The 16,519-nt window shown below is 66.8% G+C and carries 23 protein-coding genes; 19 read left to right on the top strand and 4 right to left on the bottom strand.

From position 1 onward, the window contains the following. The 14 genes from ABC347_RS11150 (at nt 1) to ABC347_RS11085 (ending at nt 11,255) form a co-directional block, all read left to right on the top strand. Nucleotides 1-594 (top strand): FliH/SctL family protein, encoded by a 594-nt coding sequence (locus tag ABC347_RS11150; protein WP_413245803.1) that lies wholly within the window; start codon nt 1-3, stop codon nt 592-594. Continuing rightward, the gene (locus ABC347_RS11145) at nt 591-1,922 is read left to right on the top strand and encodes a FliI/YscN family ATPase (protein ID WP_413245802.1); all 1,332 of its coding nucleotides are present in this window, start codon (nt 591-593) and stop codon (nt 1,920-1,922) included. Before ABC347_RS11150 ends, ABC347_RS11145 begins: the two co-directional genes overlap by 4 nt. Then, on the top strand, nt 1,919-2,344 hold the full coding sequence (locus ABC347_RS11140) for a hypothetical protein (RefSeq protein ID WP_413245801.1): 426 nt from the start codon (nt 1,919-1,921) through the stop codon (nt 2,342-2,344). Before ABC347_RS11145 ends, ABC347_RS11140 begins: the two co-directional genes overlap by 4 nt. Then, the gene (gene fliK / locus ABC347_RS11135; protein ID WP_413245800.1) at nt 2,341-3,861 is read left to right on the top strand and encodes a flagellar hook-length control protein FliK; all 1,521 of its coding nucleotides are present in this window, start codon (nt 2,341-2,343) and stop codon (nt 3,859-3,861) included. Before ABC347_RS11140 ends, fliK begins: the two co-directional genes overlap by 4 nt. A gap of 12 nt (nt 3,862-3,873) precedes the next feature. Continuing rightward, nucleotides 3,874-4,536, top strand: a complete 663-nt coding sequence (locus tag ABC347_RS11130) for a flagellar basal body-associated FliL family protein (RefSeq protein WP_413245799.1) — start codon at nt 3,874-3,876, stop codon at nt 4,534-4,536. A gap of 11 nt (nt 4,537-4,547) precedes the next feature. Next, nucleotides 4,548-5,477: a flagellar motor switch protein FliM gene (locus tag ABC347_RS11125; RefSeq protein ID WP_413245798.1), complete on the top strand. Its 930-nt coding sequence runs from the start codon at nt 4,548-4,550 to the stop codon at nt 5,475-5,477. Further along, nucleotides 5,474-5,794, top strand: coding sequence for a flagellar motor switch protein FliN (fliN, locus tag ABC347_RS11120; protein ID WP_413245797.1), 321 nt, complete (start codon nt 5,474-5,476; stop codon nt 5,792-5,794). The genes ABC347_RS11125 and fliN overlap by 4 nt, the downstream gene beginning before the upstream one ends. Further along, nucleotides 5,794-6,072, top strand: a complete 279-nt coding sequence (locus tag ABC347_RS11115; protein ID WP_413245796.1) for a FliO/MopB family protein — start codon at nt 5,794-5,796, stop codon at nt 6,070-6,072. Before fliN ends, ABC347_RS11115 begins: the two co-directional genes overlap by 1 nt. Before the next feature lie 85 nt (nt 6,073-6,157). Then, nucleotides 6,158-6,964: a flagellar type III secretion system pore protein FliP gene (gene fliP / locus ABC347_RS11110; protein ID WP_413245795.1), complete on the top strand. Its 807-nt coding sequence runs from the start codon at nt 6,158-6,160 to the stop codon at nt 6,962-6,964. 2 nt (nt 6,965-6,966) lie between these two features. Next, nucleotides 6,967-7,236, top strand: coding sequence for a flagellar biosynthesis protein FliQ (gene fliQ / locus ABC347_RS11105; protein ID WP_413245794.1), 270 nt, complete (start codon nt 6,967-6,969; stop codon nt 7,234-7,236). 28 nt (nt 7,237-7,264) lie between these two features. Then, the gene (fliR, locus tag ABC347_RS11100) at nt 7,265-8,041 is read left to right on the top strand and encodes a flagellar biosynthetic protein FliR (protein WP_413245793.1); all 777 of its coding nucleotides are present in this window, start codon (nt 7,265-7,267) and stop codon (nt 8,039-8,041) included. Nucleotides 8,042-8,056: 15 nt separating this feature from the next. Continuing rightward, entirely contained in the window at nt 8,057-9,199 is a 1,143-nt protein-coding gene (flhB, locus tag ABC347_RS11095) for a flagellar type III secretion system protein FlhB (RefSeq protein WP_413245792.1), read from the top strand. A gap of 48 nt (nt 9,200-9,247) precedes the next feature. Then, nucleotides 9,248-10,852 carry a flagellar filament capping protein FliD gene (gene fliD / locus ABC347_RS11090; RefSeq protein ID WP_413245791.1) on the top strand — a complete coding sequence of 535 codons (1,605 nt, stop codon included), beginning with the start codon at nt 9,248-9,250 and terminating at the stop codon, nt 10,850-10,852. A 10-nt stretch (nt 10,853-10,862) separates the two neighbouring features. Beyond that, nucleotides 10,863-11,255: a flagellar export chaperone FliS gene (locus tag ABC347_RS11085; protein ID WP_413245790.1), complete on the top strand. Its 393-nt coding sequence runs from the start codon at nt 10,863-10,865 to the stop codon at nt 11,253-11,255. 146 nt (nt 11,256-11,401) lie between these two features. Here the strand turns inward: ABC347_RS11085 and ABC347_RS11080 are convergent, their stop codons facing one another. Then, nucleotides 11,402-11,842 (bottom strand): HIRAN domain-containing protein, encoded by a 441-nt coding sequence (locus tag ABC347_RS11080; protein ID WP_413245789.1) that lies wholly within the window; start codon nt 11,840-11,842, stop codon nt 11,402-11,404. 84 nt (nt 11,843-11,926) lie between these two features. On the opposite strand from ABC347_RS11080, the gene ABC347_RS11075 reads away from it, so the two are divergent. Continuing rightward, nucleotides 11,927-12,193 carry a hypothetical protein gene (locus ABC347_RS11075; protein ID WP_413245788.1) on the top strand — a complete coding sequence of 89 codons (267 nt, stop codon included), beginning with the start codon at nt 11,927-11,929 and terminating at the stop codon, nt 12,191-12,193. 294 nt (nt 12,194-12,487) lie between these two features. Here the strand turns inward: ABC347_RS11075 and ABC347_RS11070 are convergent, their stop codons facing one another. The 3 genes from ABC347_RS11070 to ABC347_RS11060 are packed head-to-tail and all read right to left on the bottom strand — an operon-like array spanning nt 12,488 to nt 14,674. Further along, entirely contained in the window at nt 12,488-12,967 is a 480-nt protein-coding gene (locus ABC347_RS11070) for a type II toxin-antitoxin system VapC family toxin (RefSeq protein ID WP_413245787.1), read from the bottom strand. After that, on the bottom strand, nt 12,957-13,811 hold the full coding sequence (locus ABC347_RS11065; protein ID WP_413245786.1) for a hypothetical protein: 855 nt from the start codon (nt 13,809-13,811) through the stop codon (nt 12,957-12,959). The genes ABC347_RS11070 and ABC347_RS11065 overlap by 11 nt, the downstream gene beginning before the upstream one ends. Beyond that, nucleotides 13,808-14,674: a DNA adenine methylase gene (locus tag ABC347_RS11060; protein ID WP_413245785.1), complete on the bottom strand. Its 867-nt coding sequence runs from the start codon at nt 14,672-14,674 to the stop codon at nt 13,808-13,810. The genes ABC347_RS11065 and ABC347_RS11060 overlap by 4 nt, the downstream gene beginning before the upstream one ends. Before the next feature lie 258 nt (nt 14,675-14,932). Between ABC347_RS11060 and ABC347_RS11055 the strand changes: the two genes are divergently transcribed. From ABC347_RS11055 to ABC347_RS11040, 4 genes are all read left to right on the top strand, one after another. Then, the gene (locus ABC347_RS11055) at nt 14,933-15,202 is read left to right on the top strand and encodes an HU family DNA-binding protein (RefSeq protein WP_413245784.1); all 270 of its coding nucleotides are present in this window, start codon (nt 14,933-14,935) and stop codon (nt 15,200-15,202) included. 138 nt (nt 15,203-15,340) lie between these two features. Continuing rightward, complete coding sequence (locus ABC347_RS11050) at nt 15,341-15,640, top strand: type II toxin-antitoxin system RelE/ParE family toxin (RefSeq protein ID WP_413245783.1); 300 nt, start codon at nt 15,341-15,343, stop codon at nt 15,638-15,640. A 148-nt stretch (nt 15,641-15,788) separates the two neighbouring features. After that, nucleotides 15,789-16,109, top strand: a complete 321-nt coding sequence (locus ABC347_RS11045; RefSeq protein WP_413245782.1) for a helix-turn-helix transcriptional regulator — start codon at nt 15,789-15,791, stop codon at nt 16,107-16,109. Then, a complete protein-coding gene (locus ABC347_RS11040; RefSeq protein WP_413245781.1) occupies nt 16,106-16,504 on the top strand; it encodes a hypothetical protein in 399 nt (132 codons plus the stop codon). Before ABC347_RS11045 ends, ABC347_RS11040 begins: the two co-directional genes overlap by 4 nt. The last annotated feature ends 15 nt before the right edge of the window (nt 16,505-16,519 follow it).

Below are 16,519 nucleotides of genomic sequence, written 5' to 3'. Positions count from 1 at the left end.
ATGGCCCTTTTCCCGAACGCGGCGGCGCATGCTGCGGCCGGTTTCGTGCCGCTGTCCGCGCGCTTGCAGCTTCCGGCCGAGGTGCAGCCGGCCGAGCCGGCCGCGCCGGCGACGGTGATCGACCCCGCCGAGATCGAGGCGACCGCGTTCGCCGCTGGCTTCGACGAGGGGTTGCGCACCGCGCAGGTGGAACTGGAAGCCGAGCGCGCTTCGCTCGCGATCCTGGCCGAATCGCTGACCGTGCTGAAGCCCGAACCATCGCGCGATCTGGCGCTGCTGCTGTCGGAAACGGTGAGCCGGCTGGTGCGCCAGGCGATCGGCGAAGTCGCGATCGACGAGACGATGCTGCTGCGCCGCGCCGAGCAGGTGGCCGGCCTGATCGCCGAAGCCAGCGTGCCCGGCCGGATGCGGCTGCACCCCGACGATGTCGCGCGGCTGGCCGATGCCCGGCTACCGGTGGAACTGGTCGGCGATCCGCTGCTGGCGCCCGGCACTGCGCTGCTGGAGACCAATGACGGCTGGATCGAGGCCGGCCCCGATGTCGCGCTGGAAAAGCTGGGTGCCGCGCTCGATCGGCTGGGGGCACCGCGATGACGACTGCGCTGGCCGACAACGCGCGCGCCATGCTGGCCGCGCTCGACATCGCCGATGTGGCCCCGCGCCGCGTCGGCAAGCTGATCGCCTATGATGGGTTGATGCTGGAGGCGACCGGGCTCAGCCTGCCGGTAGGGGCGGGCGTGCGCGTGATCGACGCCAACGGCCATGCGGCGCGTGCCGAGGTGGTGGGGTTCCGTGGCGACCGCACGCTGCTGATGGCGCTCGACAGCGATGCGCCGCACAGCCGCGGCGCGCGGGTCGAGCCCGATCGCTCGGGCGGGTGGGCCGATGTGGGCGATGCGCTGCTCGGCCGCGTGGTCGATGCGCTGGGCGCACCGCTCGATGGGATGGGGCCGATCGGCACTCACCAGAAATGGCCGATCGCGGGCGTGCGCGGCAACCCGCTGCACCGTGCGCGGGTGACCGAGCCGTTCGACATGGGTGTGCGCGCAGTCAATGCGCTGCTCACCGCGGGCGTGGGCCAGCGGATCGCGATCGTGGCGGGATCGGGCGTCGGCAAATCGGTGCTGATGGGCCAGATGATCGCCGGCGCCGATGCCGATGTGATCGTGGTCGGCCTGATCGGGGAGCGCAGCCGCGAAGTCGCCGACTTTCTGGCTACCAAGCTGTCCGGACCGGTCCGCAGGAAGAGCGTCGTGGTCGCGGTGCCGGCCGATCATCCGCCGGTGTTGCGGCTGCGTGCCGCGATGCGCGCGACCGCGATCGCCGAACATTTCCGCGAGCAGGGGCTGCGCGTGCTGCTGCTGATCGACAGCCTGACCCGTGTCGCCCATGCGCAGCGCGAGATCGGCTTGGCGCTGGGTGAGCCGCCGACGACCAAGGGCTATCCGCCGTCCGCCCTGGGGCTGATCCCGCGGCTGGTGGAACGCGCCGGCGCCGATGCGCGCACCGGCGGATCGATCACCGCTCTCTACACCGTACTGGCCGATGGCGACGACACCGACGATCCGATCGTGGATGCCGCGCGCGCGATTGTGGACGGGCATATCGTGCTCAGCCGATCGATGGCGGAAAAGGCGGTGTTCCCCGCGATCGATGTCGGCCGCTCGCTCAGCCGCGTGATGAGCGACATCGTCGGCCCCGATCATGCCCGCGCCGCGGCCTGCTTCCGCCGGCTGTGGTCCGGCTATGAAGAAAATCGCGACCTGATCCTGATGGGCGCCTATCGCGAAGGCAGCGATGCAAGCATCGACGCCGCGATCGCGCGCCATGGCGAACTCATGGACTTCATCGTCCAACCGGCATCCGAACAGGTCGATGCCGATACCGCGACTGCGGCGCTGATCGGCAGGTTCGGATCATGACCGGCCTCGTCGCCCGCCGCCAGCGGATCGCGCGTGTGCGCAGTATCCAGCATATCCTGGCCAGCGCCGAGGCGGCGCGCGCCGAAGCGCGGGTCGAGCAGCTGGAATCGACCGAGCGGCGGCTGGCGCTGCTGAGCGCGCAGATGACGCCTGCAGTCGGCCACGGCACTGGCCAGCATCTGTCGAGCGGGGCCGAGATGATCGGCCGGCTCGCGCAGGTGCGCGACGGATTGACCGACAGCATCGTGGGGGCGCGCGCCAGTGCCGAACAGCAGGCGGCCCTGCGGATCGCGGCCCGCATCCGGCAGGAAAGCGCCGAGCGGCTGGGTGCGCGCGCAGTCCGTGCCGCCGAGGCGAAGGCGGAAGCGAAGCGCGCCGCGCTGCCGCGTCCGCGTACCCCGAACACGGAGCGCGACGCATGATCCCGACCAGCTTTCAAACGGTCGCGCCGGCCGCGCCACTTGCGGCGACGAGCTTCGGCCCGCCGCCAGTGATCGATTTCGCCGCGATGATGATCGCGATCCCCACGCCACGTGTCGACGCGCCGCGAACGGTGGACGCCGCGCCGCCGCCGCCCGTGGCCGCGCCTGCGGATCAGGCCAAGGCGTTGCTGGCAAGCCTCGAGCCGGAACCCGAGGTCGGTCTCCCGGCCATCTTGTCCGACGAGCAGCCCCCGGCGAAGGCGGTCATGAAGACGACGGCCGTTGCCGCAGCAGCACCCGGTCGCGCCGGGCCGACCCCACGCAAGGTTCCGGTCGCGCTGGTCGGTTTGCCACAGCCGACAGTGCCGCCGGTCGCGACCGCCGAAAACCCGGCGACCGACCCGGCCGCTCCGAAGACGATTGCCGTGCCGGCCGTGCAGGTGAGGGCTTCGCCCGTTCGATTGGCTCCGGCACCCGTGCCGCTCGAAGCTGCTGAGCCAGCGGTGGCACCGGTGACGATGCCGCCTGCGGCTGCCGCGCCTTTCGCGACGGCCCCGCTGTCGGACGATCCGAACCTGCCCCCCGAACCGGCCGATCAGGCACCGGCGGAAGTTCCGTCGCAGCCTGTCGCCGCGATCGGGACCACTAAGCCCGTCTCCCCCGAATTTTTTGGGAGCCCGCTCGATGAGTCAGGCGCGGCGCAGCCGCCGGTCGTCGACGAGGTGCTCGACGCAGAAGTGGCGAGGGACGCGCACGATGCCCCCACCGCCGCGCCCGAAGCCCAGTCCACAACCCCCGCGATCCCGATCCCCGTCGTCGTGCTTCTGCCGGTCGTCGATCAGGCCGCCGCGCCTGTCGTGGTCGCCCGGGCGTCGCGGATCGAAGCGCCGGCGCGTCGCGCAGTCGAGCCCTCGGCGATCGATCACGACGCCGCCCGGGCCGGTCCCGAAGCCGACGCCGATACCCTCCCGTCGCTGCCAGCGAGCGGCGAGCGTGCCGCGTTCGCCACGCTCGTCACCGTCGCCGCGGCGACGGCGGCCCAGCAAGATCGGCCGGCCGATGTGGACGCAGTGGCACTGCCCGACACCGCCGATCAGGTGCTCGCGCACCGGCTTTCGGCCGAGCAGGACGCGCAGTCGCTGGATGCGCTGGCCCGCGATATCGTGCGCGCCGCCACGCCCGGCGCGAAGCTGTCGTTCGCGGTCACGCCCGATACGCTGGGCGCGATCGGGGTCGAGCTGCAGCAGTCCGATCGTGGCACCGCGATCCGGCTGACCAGCGACAGTGAGGAAAGCCGCCAGATCCTGGCCGATGCCCAGCCCAGGCTGGTGCAGGAAGCCCGCGCGCAAGGACTGCGGATCGCCGAGACGCATGTCGATCTCGGCCAGCAGCATGACGGCGGCCGTCACCAGCAACCGGCCTGGCAGCGCGCCGCGCCGGCAACCCAGTTCAGGCCTGAGATCACCCCAACCGGCGGACCCGCGACGGCCGCCACCCCCAGCGACCGATTCGCATAAGGAAACCCGACCGTGAGCGACGATGCCGACAAGCCGGTGAAGAAGCCGGGCAAGTTCAAGAAGCTGTTGATCCCCGTGATCGGCGCCGTCGTGCTGTTGGGCGGCGGTGTCGGCGCCGGCCTGTGGGCATCGGGCAGCGGCATGATCGGCGGCAGCGACGGCCCCAGCCACGCCGTCGATCCGAACAAGCCGCAGCTGGTGCCCAAGGGCGCCGAGGATCCGACCGCCGCCGAAAAGGACGGCAAGGAGGAGAAGGCGGCCGAAGGCGAGGGCGGCCATGGCGAATCGGCCGAAGGCGGTGACGAGGCGGCAGCCGGGCATGGCCGGCCGACGCCCGGCATGGCGGGCGGCGATCGCTATGAGGCGACCTATTACCCGATCGAGCAGAATTTCACCGCGAACCTGCGTGATTCGGATGCGCTGGTGCAGGTGGCGCTCGGCGTCTCGACCTTTTACGACAGTCGCGTGATCGACAATCTGAAGAAGCACGAGATGCCGGTGCGATCCGCGATCCTGATGACGCTGGGCGACGAGGACCCGGTCGCGATCACCACGCCAGAGGGCAAGAAGGCGTTGCAGAAGCACCTCACCCAGGCCGTGAACGAGGTTCTGCGCGAGAAAGAAGGCTTCGGCGGCATCGACGACGTTTATTTCACGAGCTTCATCGTCCAATGAACCCGTTAACCATGCCGGATGTGGAGGGTGATGCGTTGAAGACCGCGCGCGTGAGCCAGTCGTCGCCTGAAGGCGACGTGCGCCCGCACGTCTTCGGCGACACCGCCGCCCGGCAGGGTGTGCGGCTGGGCGGGCTCGAGCGGCTGGGTGACAGGCTGGCGCGCCAGGTGCGCCTGCTGATCGAACCGCTGGCGCATGCCAAGGCGCAGGTGACTGCGGAGCCGCCGACGACGATGCGGTTCGAGGCGTTCCGATCGGCGCTGCCCGCGTTCATCTCGCTCAATCTCTATCGGATGCGCCCCCTGAAGGGCAGCCTGATGGTGGTGATCGACCCGGCGTTCGTGTCGCGGCTGGTGGACAGCTTTTATGGCGGGCGCGGTTCGGCGGCGAGCCGGGGCGAATTCACCGCGACGGAGGAGCGGCTGGCGACGCGGCTGGCCGACCAGATCGCCGAGAAGCTGCAGGAAGGCTGGGCCGAGGTGATGCCGCTGACGTTGCAGCTGGCCGGGCGCGAGACCAACGCCGCCTATGCCTCGCTGGTGCGGCCCGAGGAGACGGTAGTCGTCCACCGGCTTGCGATCGCGCCCGGCGCGGCGCTGCCGTCGACGATCAGCATCGTCTATCCGATGGCGTCGCTGCGGCCGGTGGAAAGCATGTTGGCGGCGCGCGTGCAGGACGATGCCGGCCCGCCCGATACCGAATGGCGCGAACGGCTGGCCGATGCGCTGGCCGAAGTCAGGATGCCGGTGCGCAGCGTGCTGGCGCGGCCCGAGCTGTCGGTATCGCAGTTGCTGGCGCTGAAGCCGGGTGACATCATCCCGATCACGCTGGCGCCGCTGGTGCCGCTGGCGGTGGCCGGGCGCAAGCTGGCACAGGGCACGATCGGTGAGCGCGAGGGACGCGCCGCCATGGTTATCGAGAAGATCGGAGGGGGAGCGTGAGCGAGTTCGAAGACGAGGTGCCGGCCGCGCCGCCGTCCAGCCTGTCGGGCCGCAACTTCCACCTGCTTGCCGATATCCCGCTGCGGCTGTCGGTCGAGGTCGGATCGACCTCGCTGCGCCTGTCGGAGCTGCTGGGCCTGGCCGAGGGCAGCGTCGTCGAGCTTGATCGCCAGGCGAACGAGCTGCTCGACATCCTCGTCAACGGCACGCTGGTCGCACGCGGCGAGGTGGTGACCGTCAACGGCCGGTTCGGGGTGCGCATCGTCGATGTCGTCGCGCCCGATACCCGGCTGGCCGGGATCGAGCGGCGCGGGTGATGACCGCCTATATCCTAAAGCTGCTGATCCTCGTCCCGCTGGTGGCGGGGCTCGCCTTCGCTTCGATCTGGCTGTGGCGCCGGGTGCAGCCGGGCATGGTCGTCAAGCGCGGCCCGCGCGCCGTGAAGATCGTGGACGGCGTGCCGCTGGGTGCGACCGGGCGGCTGGCGGTGATCGAATTCGGCGGCAAGCATCTGTTGGTCGCGGTCGCGCGTGGGCAGGTGACGCTGATCAGCGAGACCGAGGCACCGGTCGCCGAGTTCGACCTCAATGGCTGAGGGGGTGGCGCTACCCATGGTCCCGTCATTCCCGCGAGGGCGGGAATCCACCGCTGTTCTTGGTGCCGGAGTGAGTGGCGGATCCATGACCGCACGCCAAGCCGCAAAGTGGATTCCCGCCTGCGCGGGAATAACGAAGTGGGTCGGGCTGCCGATCCTCCTCCTCGTCGTCTTCCTCCTCGCCACCCCCGCCTTCGCGCAGGCCACGCAGACCGGCGCGATCGATCGGGCGCTCAACACCGTGTCCGGCGATGGCCGGCCGCTGTCGCTGAGCCTGCAGATCCTGGTCCTGATGAGCCTGTTGACGGTACTGCCGTCGCTGGTGCTGATGATGACCAGCTTCACCCGCATCATCATCGTGCTGTCGATCCTGCGCCAGGCGCTGGGCTTGCAGCAGACGCCGCCCAACCAGGTACTGGTGGGGCTGGCGCTGTTCCTGTCGATCTTCGTGATGCGGCCCGCGATCGACGAAATCAACCGCACCGCATACACCCCCTATGGCGCCGGCCAGATCGGGATCGAGGATGCCATCCAGCGCGGTGGCGACGTGCTGCACGGCTTCATGATCCGCCAGACCCGGCAGACCGACCTGAAGCTGTTCGCCGATCTCGCCAACGTGCCCGGCTTCCGCAACCAGCGCGAAGTGCCCTTCTCGATCCTGCTGCCCGCGTTCGTGACCTCCGAACTGAAGACCGCATTCCAGATCGGTTTCCTGATCTTCCTGCCGTTCCTGATCATCGATCTCGTCGTCGCCTCGACGCTGATGGCGCTCGGCATGGTGATGCTGTCGCCCTCGATCGTGTCGATGCCGTTCAAGCTGCTGCTGTTCGTGCTCGTCGATGGCTGGGCGCTGACGATGGGCAGCCTCGCCGCGTCCTTCTCTGGCGGTTAGCGATGGACCAGGATTATTTCGTCGGCGTGGCGCAACAGGCGCTGTGGATCCTGGCGCTGGCCACCACGCCGATCCTGGTGCCCGCGCTGGTCGCGGGGCTGGTGCTGGGCATGATCCAGGCCGCAACCTCGATCAACGAGCAGACGTTGAGCTTCGTGCCGAAGCTGATCATCGTCGGTATCGCGCTCGCCATTTTCGGCGGGTCGATCCTGATCCTGCTGGCCGATTTCACGCGCGAGATGTTCGCCCGCATCCCCGATCTTGTGCGCTGATGCGCGGCCGCGCGGACCAGCTGCGGTAATGCCCGCCGGGTTTGCCGGGCTCGAAGCGCAGCTGTGGATCTGGCTGATCGCGATGATCCGACCGGGCGCCGCCTTTCTGGCCGCCCCGATCTTCGGCGCGCCTGCGGTGCCGCTGCAGGTGCGGCTGATCATCAGTCTGGCGATCGGCATCCCGGCGATGGCCGCGACCCCGTTCGCGCTGCCGGAGGGCGGCATCGCCACCATCGCGGGCGTGATGCTGGTCGCGGGCGAGGTGCTGGCCGGGCTCGCGATCGGCTTCGCGGTGCAGATCGGATTCTCGGCCGCGCTGGTGGCGGGCGAGACGATCGCCAACGCGATGGGGCTAGGCTTCGCCAGCATGATCGATCCTGCCACCGATCAGTCTTCCGGCGCGATCGGACAGTTGCTGACCGTGCTCGGCACCTTCCTGTTCCTGGCGATGGGCGGCCACCTGCTGCTCGCCACGATCATCTTCGAAAGCTATCGCGCGCTGCCGCCCGGCGGTGAGATGTTGGGCGCACAGCCGATTTGGGGGCTGGTGCTGTTCGGCGGCCAGCTGTTCGCCGCCGGGCTCGCGATCGCGCTGCCGGTGGGCTTCGCGCTGATCCTGGTGCAACTGGTGATGGCGATGCTGGCGCGGTCCGCCCCGGCGCTGAATCTGTTCGCGGTCGGCCTGCCCGCCACGCTGATGGCCGGCGTCGTGCTGCTGGCGATCGCGACCCCGGTTCTAGCGGACGGCATCGTGCAGAGCCTGCAGGCGGGGCTTGCCTTCGCGCGCGGCCTGGCGCTGAACTGATCGGCGGAGGCGCCCGTGGCCGACACGCCGGACAACGACCAGAAGACCGAGGATCCTACCGCCAAGAAGCGGCAGGATGCCGCGAAACAGGGCGATATCCTGCAATCCCGCGATCTGGCGACTGCGCTGGTCGTCATCGCGGGTGCGGCCTGGTTCGCGCTGGCCGGCCCCTGGATGATCGGCGCGCTGGCCGACATGATGCGCGAGGCGCTGAGTTTCGATGTCGGCGCGATCGAGACGTTCGATCCTGCCACCGTGGCGCGCGATTTGATCACCGGGATCGCGCTGCCGCTGGCATCCCTGTTCGCGCTGACAATCTTCGCCGCCGTCGCGGGGCCCGCGCTGCTCGGCTCGCTCGGCTTCCGGGCAGGAGCGTTCGCGTTCAAGGCCAGCAAGATCAACCCGATGTCCGGCATGAAGCGGATCTTTGGCGCGGCCGGGCTGGTCGAACTGGTCAAGGCGATGGCCAAGGTCGCGGTGCTGGGCACGATCGGCGTGTGGCTGTTGATGAGCCGCGCGGATGAACTGGTCTCGCTCGGCTCGCGCGATATCGGCGCGGCGATCGGCGCGGTCGGCGATATCTTCCTGGCTGCGGTGCTGATCATGGCGCTGGGGCTGGCCGGCATCGCGCTGATCGACGTACCCGCCCAGCTGGTCCAGCGGATGCAGCGGCTGCGCATGACCAAGCAGGAAGTGCGCGACGAACACAAGCAGACCGAAGGCAACCCCGAGCTGAAGGCGCAGATCCGCCGCCGCCAGCATGATGTGCTGCGCGCCTCCGCCCGTGCCGCGATCGCCGAGGCGAGCGTGGTGCTGGTCAATCCCGAGCATTTCGCCGTGGCGCTGCGCTACCGTCCCGACACCGACGCCGCACCGACGGTGGTGGCGCGCGGCGTGGACGCCACCGCCGAGGCGATCCGCGAGCTGGCCGACGAGCATGCCGTGCCGATCCTGCGCTATCCCGAACTGACCCGCGCGCTCTATTACACCGCCCGCACCGGCCAGCTGATCCGCGAGGATCTGTACCTCGCGGTCGCGACCGTGCTGGCGTTCGTCTTCAACCTCGATCGCTCGCTCGACGCCGATCCCGTGCAGCCCGATGTCGAAGTGCCGCCCGATGCGCGTTTCGATACCGAAGGGCGCCCGCTAAGGCCTTAAACCCTTCTCCTTTGCGCCGTTAACGGAAGGGATGGCGAAGGGCAGCACATGGTAACCTCGATCGCGGCAAGCCTGGGCATCGGATCGGGCATCGATACAGGCAAGCTGGTCAGCGATCTGGCCGCGGCGCAGCGCGCGGGCAAGGATGCGCTGATCGCCCGGCGGACCGAGACCAACGCCGCCAAGATTTCCGCGCTGGGCACCGCCTCGGGCGCGATCGACAGTTTCGCCACCGCGCTGTCCTCGCTGATCGCGGGGGGCAGCCTGTTCAGCCAGCCGACCGTTTCCAATTCCAGCATCCTGAGCGCCAAGGCACTGCCGGGATCGCGGCTCGGGAATTTCTCCGCCGAGATCGAAGTCACTCAGCTCGCTCAAGCGCAATCGATGGTCTCGACTGCGCTCGCCACCGCCGCCACGCCGGTGGGTGAAGGCACGCTTTCCTTCTCGGTCGGCGGCGGCCCGGCGATCGAAGTCGTCATCGACGGCAGCAATAACAGCTTGAGCGGACTGGCCCAGGCGATCAACAGTTCCGGCACCGGCATCACCGCCAGCGTCGTCAGCGGCGTCGGCGGTGCGCAGCTCGTGCTGAAGGGCAGGAGCGGGGCCGCCCAGGCCTTCACTGCCGAGCTTACCGCAGGCGATCCCGACGCGCTCGGTCGCTTTACCACCGCCAGCATGACCCAGCGCTTGCCTGCGCAGGATGCGCTGCTGAAGCTCGACGGGGTGGATGTGGCGCGCGCCACCAACAGCATCGCCGATCTCGTGCCCGGTATGCAGATCGATCTGACCAAGGCCGCCCCCGGCACCGTCGTCACGATGGGATCGCAGCGGCCGACCGAGGCGATCACGCAAGCGCTCGGCGATTTCGTGGCGGCCTATAACGAACTCGAGACCATCCTGGACGAGGCGACCGCGTCCGGCGCCAGCGACGGCACCGGCGGTGGCGCGCTGCGCGGCGACAGCGCGATCCGCGACATGCGGCGCCAGCTCTCCAAGATCCCGACGATGGCGCTGGTCGAAGGGGCGGCTGGCATGAAGACGCTGGCCGAGATCGGCGTCGCCACCAATCGCGACGGATCGCTGCGGCTCGACACCAACCGGCTGCAGGCCGCGCTGGCAGCCGATCCGGACGGGGTAGAGGCTCTGTTCAATCCCACCCAGCGCAGCGACAATCCGCTGCTCGTGATCCATTCCGCCTATGGCAAGGCGAAGCCCGGCACTTACACCGTGACCAACGTCACCCCCAAGGTCGGCGAGACGCCGGCATCTGGCATGATCGACGGCATCGCCGCCACCCCGATCGGGGCACTGCTGCGCGCGAATGCCTCATCTGCGGCGGCCGGGCTGGTGCTGCGGCCGGAAGGCGCGATCACCAGCGCCACGATCAGCATCGATCTCGGCCTGGGCGGCGCGCTGCAGTCGATCCGCGACGGCTTGCGCGGGCGGAGCGGCGCGCTGACCACGGCCCAGGCCACGTTCGACAAGGAAACCAAGTCGATCGCCGATGCCAAGGCCGATCTGGAACTGCGCAGCGATGCCTATGAGGCGCTGCTGACCAAGAATTTCACCGCGATGGAATCGCGGATGACCGCGATCAAGGCCACCCAGAGCTATCTCGAACAGCAGATCGCCCTGTGGACGAAGAGCAACTGAGTAGCGCATCATGTACACCACAGTCCGCCCCCAGGCCGGCGCCGGCGCCGCCTATCGCACGATCGACCTCTCCAGCCGGATCGAGGCCGCCTCGCCGCATCGGTTGATCGGTATCCTCTACGAAGAGCTGCTGAACGCGATCGGGCTGGTGCGCACCACGCTGCGCCAGGGCGGGAACGTCCACGCCGCCGCCGCGCATCCGCGTGCGCTGAACATCATCTCCGCGCTCGAAAGCAGCCTCGATGCGAATGCCGCGCCGGATATGACGGCGGCGCTGTCGCGCGTCTATCGCGAGACCCGCCGGCTGCTGAACGACGCCGCCAGCACGCGTACGCCGGAGCCGGCCGATCAGGCGCGCACGATCATCGCCGAGATCGCACTCGCCTGGAACGCGATCGGCTGATTGCTAAGGTCGGGAAACGGTGCGGGGCTGGTGGAGCTGAGGGGAATCGAACCCCTGACCTCTGCAGTGCGATTGCACTTGGATCACGGTCCGCAAGCGAGATTCCGCGACAAACTGACGCGAAACCCAGCTTGAGACCGCAAATCTCACCCGATTTGCGGTCCCAATGCGGTCCCAGATTTCGGGTGCGCATGCTTGACTATAAGCGCCGGCCGCGGCCGAGGCAGACGGTCGGCGATGACGCCCCTGCCAGCCACCGGCTCCTCGCCATCCATCGTCACCACGATCACCAGCTTTAGCAGTTCACCGGGAAGATCCCGGAAATTGATCCGCTCGACGCAAGCCTTCACCTTGTAGCCGCGATCGATCTTCGATCCGATCCAGCCGCAGCGCTCTCGCGAGATATAGCCGACCTGCACGTTCCGGCAGCTGAAGACGGCCACGGCCGCCGGGTCGAAAGGATTGCTGGGCTCCCGGCGCAGGAAGATGACTTCACCTGGCACGCACCGCGCGATCTCTGCTTGGCGATGCGCGCCGTCTGCGTTGCGATGGCTGCCGCCAACCACCCCGATGTTGAACCCGCTCAAGCTCATCCCGGCCGCTCCGATTGTAGAACAGAGCGGGAACAGATATATGGATTCGAAGTGAGTCGGCAAGCAGGGATCAGGATCATGGATGCCCGATATGAGACGGCAGGCGAGGCCTTCAGCACTTGGCTGGTAAACCAGACCGACGCGAAGGCATGGTATTCGGATCTGGCGAAGGCGGCGAAGGCCGATCGCGCACTGCCGCGGTATGCCGACCCCGAGACCGTCCGCACCCGGCTTCAGTCGATGGGTGCCGAGCCCGACATGTTCGAGATGCTGGACGATGCCGAGCGGGCTTGGATCGCGGACTGCGCGCCGCCAATCAACGAATACCACGCCGCCCGTGCCTGACGGTAACTCAGCGTTAACGGCTATTAGCTATGAAGGACGGGAGCTCACCCCACGTGACGCTCGGGTCGTTACAGTCCCGCCCGGCCTCCCGATAGCCGGGCGGGACATACCCGCCGGCCACCGCTGCCGCCTCTGCACCGCGAACGACCACGACGCGCTGATCGAGCATGTCGCGATCGAGCTATGGGAAAGTCGGCGGCACGGCACGCTGGACGACTGGCCGTGGGAGCAGGCCGGCTATTGGCAGGACATCATGCGGCAGCTGGCGCGGACGGCAGTGGGGGCGCTGCGGGGCTAGAACAGTGTCGGCGGCGGAGAGGTTGGTTTGCAGATATGCAGATAGCCCGTGTCAAGCCGGGGGATCTTGCCGTCGAGCTTCAATAGCTTGGCGTCGAAGGTGTGAAATTCGGTGGCCGAACAAGCCAAAGCCGACGCGAGATGAATAGCATCAGGGGGCTTGAGCCCTGCATAACCGGATAGCATCAGCTTCCTTCCGATGGTGCCGACGTAATGATCGACGGGCACCACAACGATGTATTCGTTCCGGAAGAAATCAACCATCGCATCATGATCATCGTTGGCTACTCCGCGGCATACTTCGGTGAGAGATAAGCCGGAAGTGGCGATCTCAACCTTTTTGGCTGCCGCGAGTTCAATTACGTGATTGCAAAGCTTTGCTCGATCTTCGACGCCCCCGTCAGCCAGCGGCGATTTTTCCTGAATGATGGTCGCGATCCAAGCGCATGAGTCCCATGCGAGGCGCTTAGGCTTCACCACTGCGAACCCTCTCCAGGTATTCGGACGAGCTCGCACCGCCGGTGAAGTTCAGATCAATAATATCCCTCAGTTGCGGCAGGCGCTGCCGACTGTCTTCGAAAACCAGTTCGTCTATTTCAGCGCTGCTCAATCTGCCGGGCGAACGATATCGCAACAGCCCCCGTGCAGTGACCCGGCGTTGTCGCCAAACCACTTCTGCTACGGGCGTGCTTTCGAGCTGCCGCAATGCGTCGCCGGACAGAAAACAGCGAGCATCAGCGCCGCTGACGCGAGACTTCACGATGATATAGGGGCGCCCATAGCCATCGGTGCCCACGTTCTGAATGTAGCCCTCCACGCTACCAAGCTCGCGGTAAGTGCTGACCGGGGCGCGCTCTGTGATAAGCGTAATGTTATTAATCGCCCGAGACGCTTCTGTCGGCGCCATTCGCAGCGCCGTGAGATTGCCACCCTCAATCCTCGTTTCGGCCAAACCGCGAAACAGTCGCCGCGCAAATCGGTCGGCGGCCTCGATCACATTGTCGGAGAAATAGACAGGACGGTCAGAGCTCACCGCTAACTCATATAGGCCCACCATCGTGGCATTGCGCGCGGCAGCAGCAAGCTCTGGACCTTCTGCGTGTCCCGGTGTTGGGACTGCCTCGACCACTATGCGGGCTGGGCTATTTTTGCTTAACCCGATGACCTGCCAGTCGAAACGCTGAATGTCGTCGCCGGCAATGGACGCGGCCACCCCGTTCACCATGCTGAAAAAGTCCTGGAGCTGCCCAATAAGATCGTCCAACCGCGGAGCATCATTCTCGCCCCGGCCGGCGATGCTGAGTTCGATCGTCGTCGTCATCGACCAACCCCGCCCCCCTGATGCAGCGTCTGGGCGTCGTTAAAGCCCGAATTGCCTGTATCGTAAACCCCGCTAACGATTAGCTCCCGCACCTTCGCCCCATTCCCGCGCGAGATCGTGTAGGTGCAATCCACCTCCTCGATCGCGAAGCGGCCGAAAACCTCCCGCGCGCCATCGGTCGCGTTGATCGACAGGATGAACCGGCCGCGGATCTGCGCGAGCTGGTCGGCCAGCCGCTCAAAGTCCTCGCGCGCGAAGGTGCCCGGCCCATAGTCGGCCTCGTTCCCCCAATAGGGCGGGTCGAGATAGAACAGGGTGTTTGGCCCATCATAGCGCCGGATCACCTCGGCATAGGGCAGGCATTCGATCACGACGCCGGCCAGCCGATCGTGCAGATCAGCAAGCGTCTCCTCCATCCGCGCCGGGTTGAAGCGCGCCGGCAGATCGCGGCTTATGCCGAACGTGCGGCCCTCGACCTTGCCGCCGAACGCCAGCCGCTGGAGATAGAGGAACCGGGCCGCGCGCTCCAGGTCGGTCAGCGTTTCGGGATTCGTGGACATCAGCCGGCCGAACTCGGCGCGGCCCGCCAGCTGCCACTTCAGCATGTCAAAGAACGCCTGATAGTGGCGCTGCAGCACGCGGTAGAGCGTGGCCACGTCGCGGGACAGGTCGTTGATCACCTCCAGCGACGGCTGGCGCGTGCGGCGCAGGAACACCCCGCCCATGCCGACGAACGGCTCGACGTAGGTCTTGTGGTCGATCGCATCGATCATGCGGACAAGGCGGCTGGACAGGACGCGCTTGCCGCCAAGGTAGGCGGCTGCCGGCCGAACGGGCCGGACAGGAACTAGACTCGACTCCATGTGGGATTTGCCTTCAGGAAGGCCCCGCCTGTTGCGCAGGTGCGGGGCGATGCGGCTGGCCGGCCGCTAGTAGCGGGATTATCCCCCCCGCTGGTTGCCGGGTTGCAGCCCGGCACCCCCGCTCGGCCTTCACTGGAATATCTTCCAGTGGCCGGCGGACGTGTCTTCGGAAATTCGCTCCGGTTCACTCCAGGAAGTCGCGATGTTAGGAGCGCTTAAATTGCGGGACCGTCCACGCTTCACCCAGCCGAGGGGCAAATGACACATTCTGAGCTCGTGGCGCGCTTGGCGCTTGAGAACCCAGGCCTCTCGAAGAAAGACGTGAGACGCATTGTCGACCTATTTTTCGAAGCCATTATCGAACAACTGGTCGCGTCAGGGCGCGTTGAGCTTCGAGGGTTCGGATCTTTCAGCACGCGGGTCCATATCGAGCGCAAATGGTCGGTTCGGGGCCGCGCATTTTCTCGTGAACGAAGACGTAATCCTTACTTTCGAACAAGCGACATCCTCAAACGCAGGTTGACCTAGTCTGTCGATCGGATCGTCTAGCCCGCAATTACGTCCGGCTCTCTACACGATGACAATTATGTAGAGCAACGCTCAACATTTCTCTTGCATAGGACCGCGCTTGCTGTAGAGTATCACTCAACGGCGACGGAGGCGGACATGCAGATCATTTCGGTTCGGGACAAGCGGGTTAAGGCGATGGTCGAGGACGACACGCTGACCTCGGTCAAGGGCTTCGACGCCCTGCAATTCGGCAAGGTCCAGCAGATGCTAATTGCGATCCGGGTCATGACGAACCCCGCCGAACTGAACGCGGTGCCCTCATGGAAAGCCCACGAACTGACAGGGGATCGCCGGGGCACTTGGAGCCTGACCGTCACCCGCAACTATCGCCTGACCTTCATTGTCGACATTGAAGCGCAAACCGCCGCCCTGCTGGACTACGAAGATTATCACTGATCCGGGCGCGGGCGGGAAACCCGCCCCGCTCTGTAGAGCGATGCTCAACTTTTCACTTGCTATCTGTTGAGCGCCGCCCTACACCTGCTAGGGTAGAGGAGTGACAACTATGTCCAAGCGCGACACCGCAGAATACAAGATCGAGAAGGTGGCCGACATGATCGTCAACGCCGTGCCGCCCCTGACCCAGCATCCGGGCGGGTTCATTCGTGACACGCTGCTGCCGGAGTTTGGCTTGAGCGTTGCCGAGACCGCGCGCCGGATCGGCGTCGATCGCGCTGGCTTCCACGGCGTGCTGACCGGCAAGTATGACGTATCGCGCGATCTGGCCTACAAGCTGGGCGCGCTTATGAACGATGCCGTCGCCGACCTGCTGATCGCTTACCAGCACGCCTACGATCTGGAGAAGGAACGCGACAAGCGGGCGGCCTATCGCGAAAAGATTGAGCGACTGCCTGTTCCGGCATGACCCGCTATCGCGCGACAACGTTCGGCCGCCCGCTCGGTCCCTGGCGTGGCTCCAGCCTGCTGGCCTTCCAGGATGCCGTTGAGGCAGACGAGGCCACACGTGACCCAATCAGTGGGATCGTGTTTTTGACTGCCCCCGCTAAAATCGAGGAGGACGATTACAGCGAGCCGATCGCGGAGCGCGACGCAGATCGGCTGGCGGCGCTAGAGATGATCAACCGTTATTTCGGGCTGGCGCTGTATGCTATCGAGAAAGCCGGCAAGGAGGCGCGCGAGCGCTTGGACCCCGACGAGGTCGAGCGGCTTCGTCGGGTGTGGCGCGAGGCGGCCGACATCATGCGCGCGGCACGCGATCACTACGAGCACACCGCGGCGCTTGGCGATGAGTCCATTTGACCAGTGAGTCGTTTT

The organism is Sphingomonas canaveralia, from assembly GCF_047238125.1.
GTDB lineage: Bacteria > Pseudomonadota > Alphaproteobacteria > Sphingomonadales > Sphingomonadaceae > JBDFMH01.
The sequence above is the reverse complement of the archived record's forward strand: the minus strand, read 5'-3'. Positions and strand labels throughout refer to the sequence as shown.

Excerpts from the sequence above, each read along its gene's own strand:
- ABC347_RS11150 (WP_413245803.1), top strand. The coding sequence starts at position 1 with ATGGCCCTTTTCCCGAACGCGGCGGCGCATGCTGCGGCCGGTTTCGTG.
- ABC347_RS11145 (WP_413245802.1), top strand. The coding sequence starts at position 591 with ATGACGACTGCGCTGGCCGACAACGCGCGCGCCATGCTGGCCGCGCTC.
- ABC347_RS11140 (WP_413245801.1), top strand. The coding sequence starts at position 1,919 with ATGACCGGCCTCGTCGCCCGCCGCCAGCGGATCGCGCGTGTGCGCAGT.
- fliK (WP_413245800.1), top strand. The coding sequence starts at position 2,341 with ATGATCCCGACCAGCTTTCAAACGGTCGCGCCGGCCGCGCCACTTGCG.
- ABC347_RS11125 (WP_413245798.1), top strand. The coding sequence starts at position 4,548 with ATGCCGGATGTGGAGGGTGATGCGTTGAAGACCGCGCGCGTGAGCCAG.
- ABC347_RS11115 (WP_413245796.1), top strand. The coding sequence starts at position 5,794 with ATGACCGCCTATATCCTAAAGCTGCTGATCCTCGTCCCGCTGGTGGCG.
- fliP (WP_413245795.1), top strand. The coding sequence starts at position 6,158 with ATGACCGCACGCCAAGCCGCAAAGTGGATTCCCGCCTGCGCGGGAATA.
- fliQ (WP_413245794.1), top strand. The coding sequence starts at position 6,967 with ATGGACCAGGATTATTTCGTCGGCGTGGCGCAACAGGCGCTGTGGATC.
- fliR (WP_413245793.1), top strand. The coding sequence starts at position 7,265 with ATGCCCGCCGGGTTTGCCGGGCTCGAAGCGCAGCTGTGGATCTGGCTG.
- fliD (WP_413245791.1), top strand. The coding sequence starts at position 9,248 with ATGGTAACCTCGATCGCGGCAAGCCTGGGCATCGGATCGGGCATCGAT.
- ABC347_RS11085 (WP_413245790.1), top strand. The coding sequence starts at position 10,863 with ATGTACACCACAGTCCGCCCCCAGGCCGGCGCCGGCGCCGCCTATCGC.
- ABC347_RS11075 (WP_413245788.1), top strand. The coding sequence starts at position 11,927 with ATGGATGCCCGATATGAGACGGCAGGCGAGGCCTTCAGCACTTGGCTG.
- ABC347_RS11065 (WP_413245786.1), bottom strand. The coding sequence starts at position 13,811 with ATGACGACGACGATCGAACTCAGCATCGCCGGCCGGGGCGAGAATGAT.
- ABC347_RS11060 (WP_413245785.1), bottom strand. The coding sequence starts at position 14,674 with ATGGAGTCGAGTCTAGTTCCTGTCCGGCCCGTTCGGCCGGCAGCCGCC.
- ABC347_RS11055 (WP_413245784.1), top strand. The coding sequence starts at position 14,933 with ATGACACATTCTGAGCTCGTGGCGCGCTTGGCGCTTGAGAACCCAGGC.
- ABC347_RS11050 (WP_413245783.1), top strand. The coding sequence starts at position 15,341 with ATGCAGATCATTTCGGTTCGGGACAAGCGGGTTAAGGCGATGGTCGAG.
- ABC347_RS11040 (WP_413245781.1), top strand. The coding sequence starts at position 16,106 with ATGACCCGCTATCGCGCGACAACGTTCGGCCGCCCGCTCGGTCCCTGG.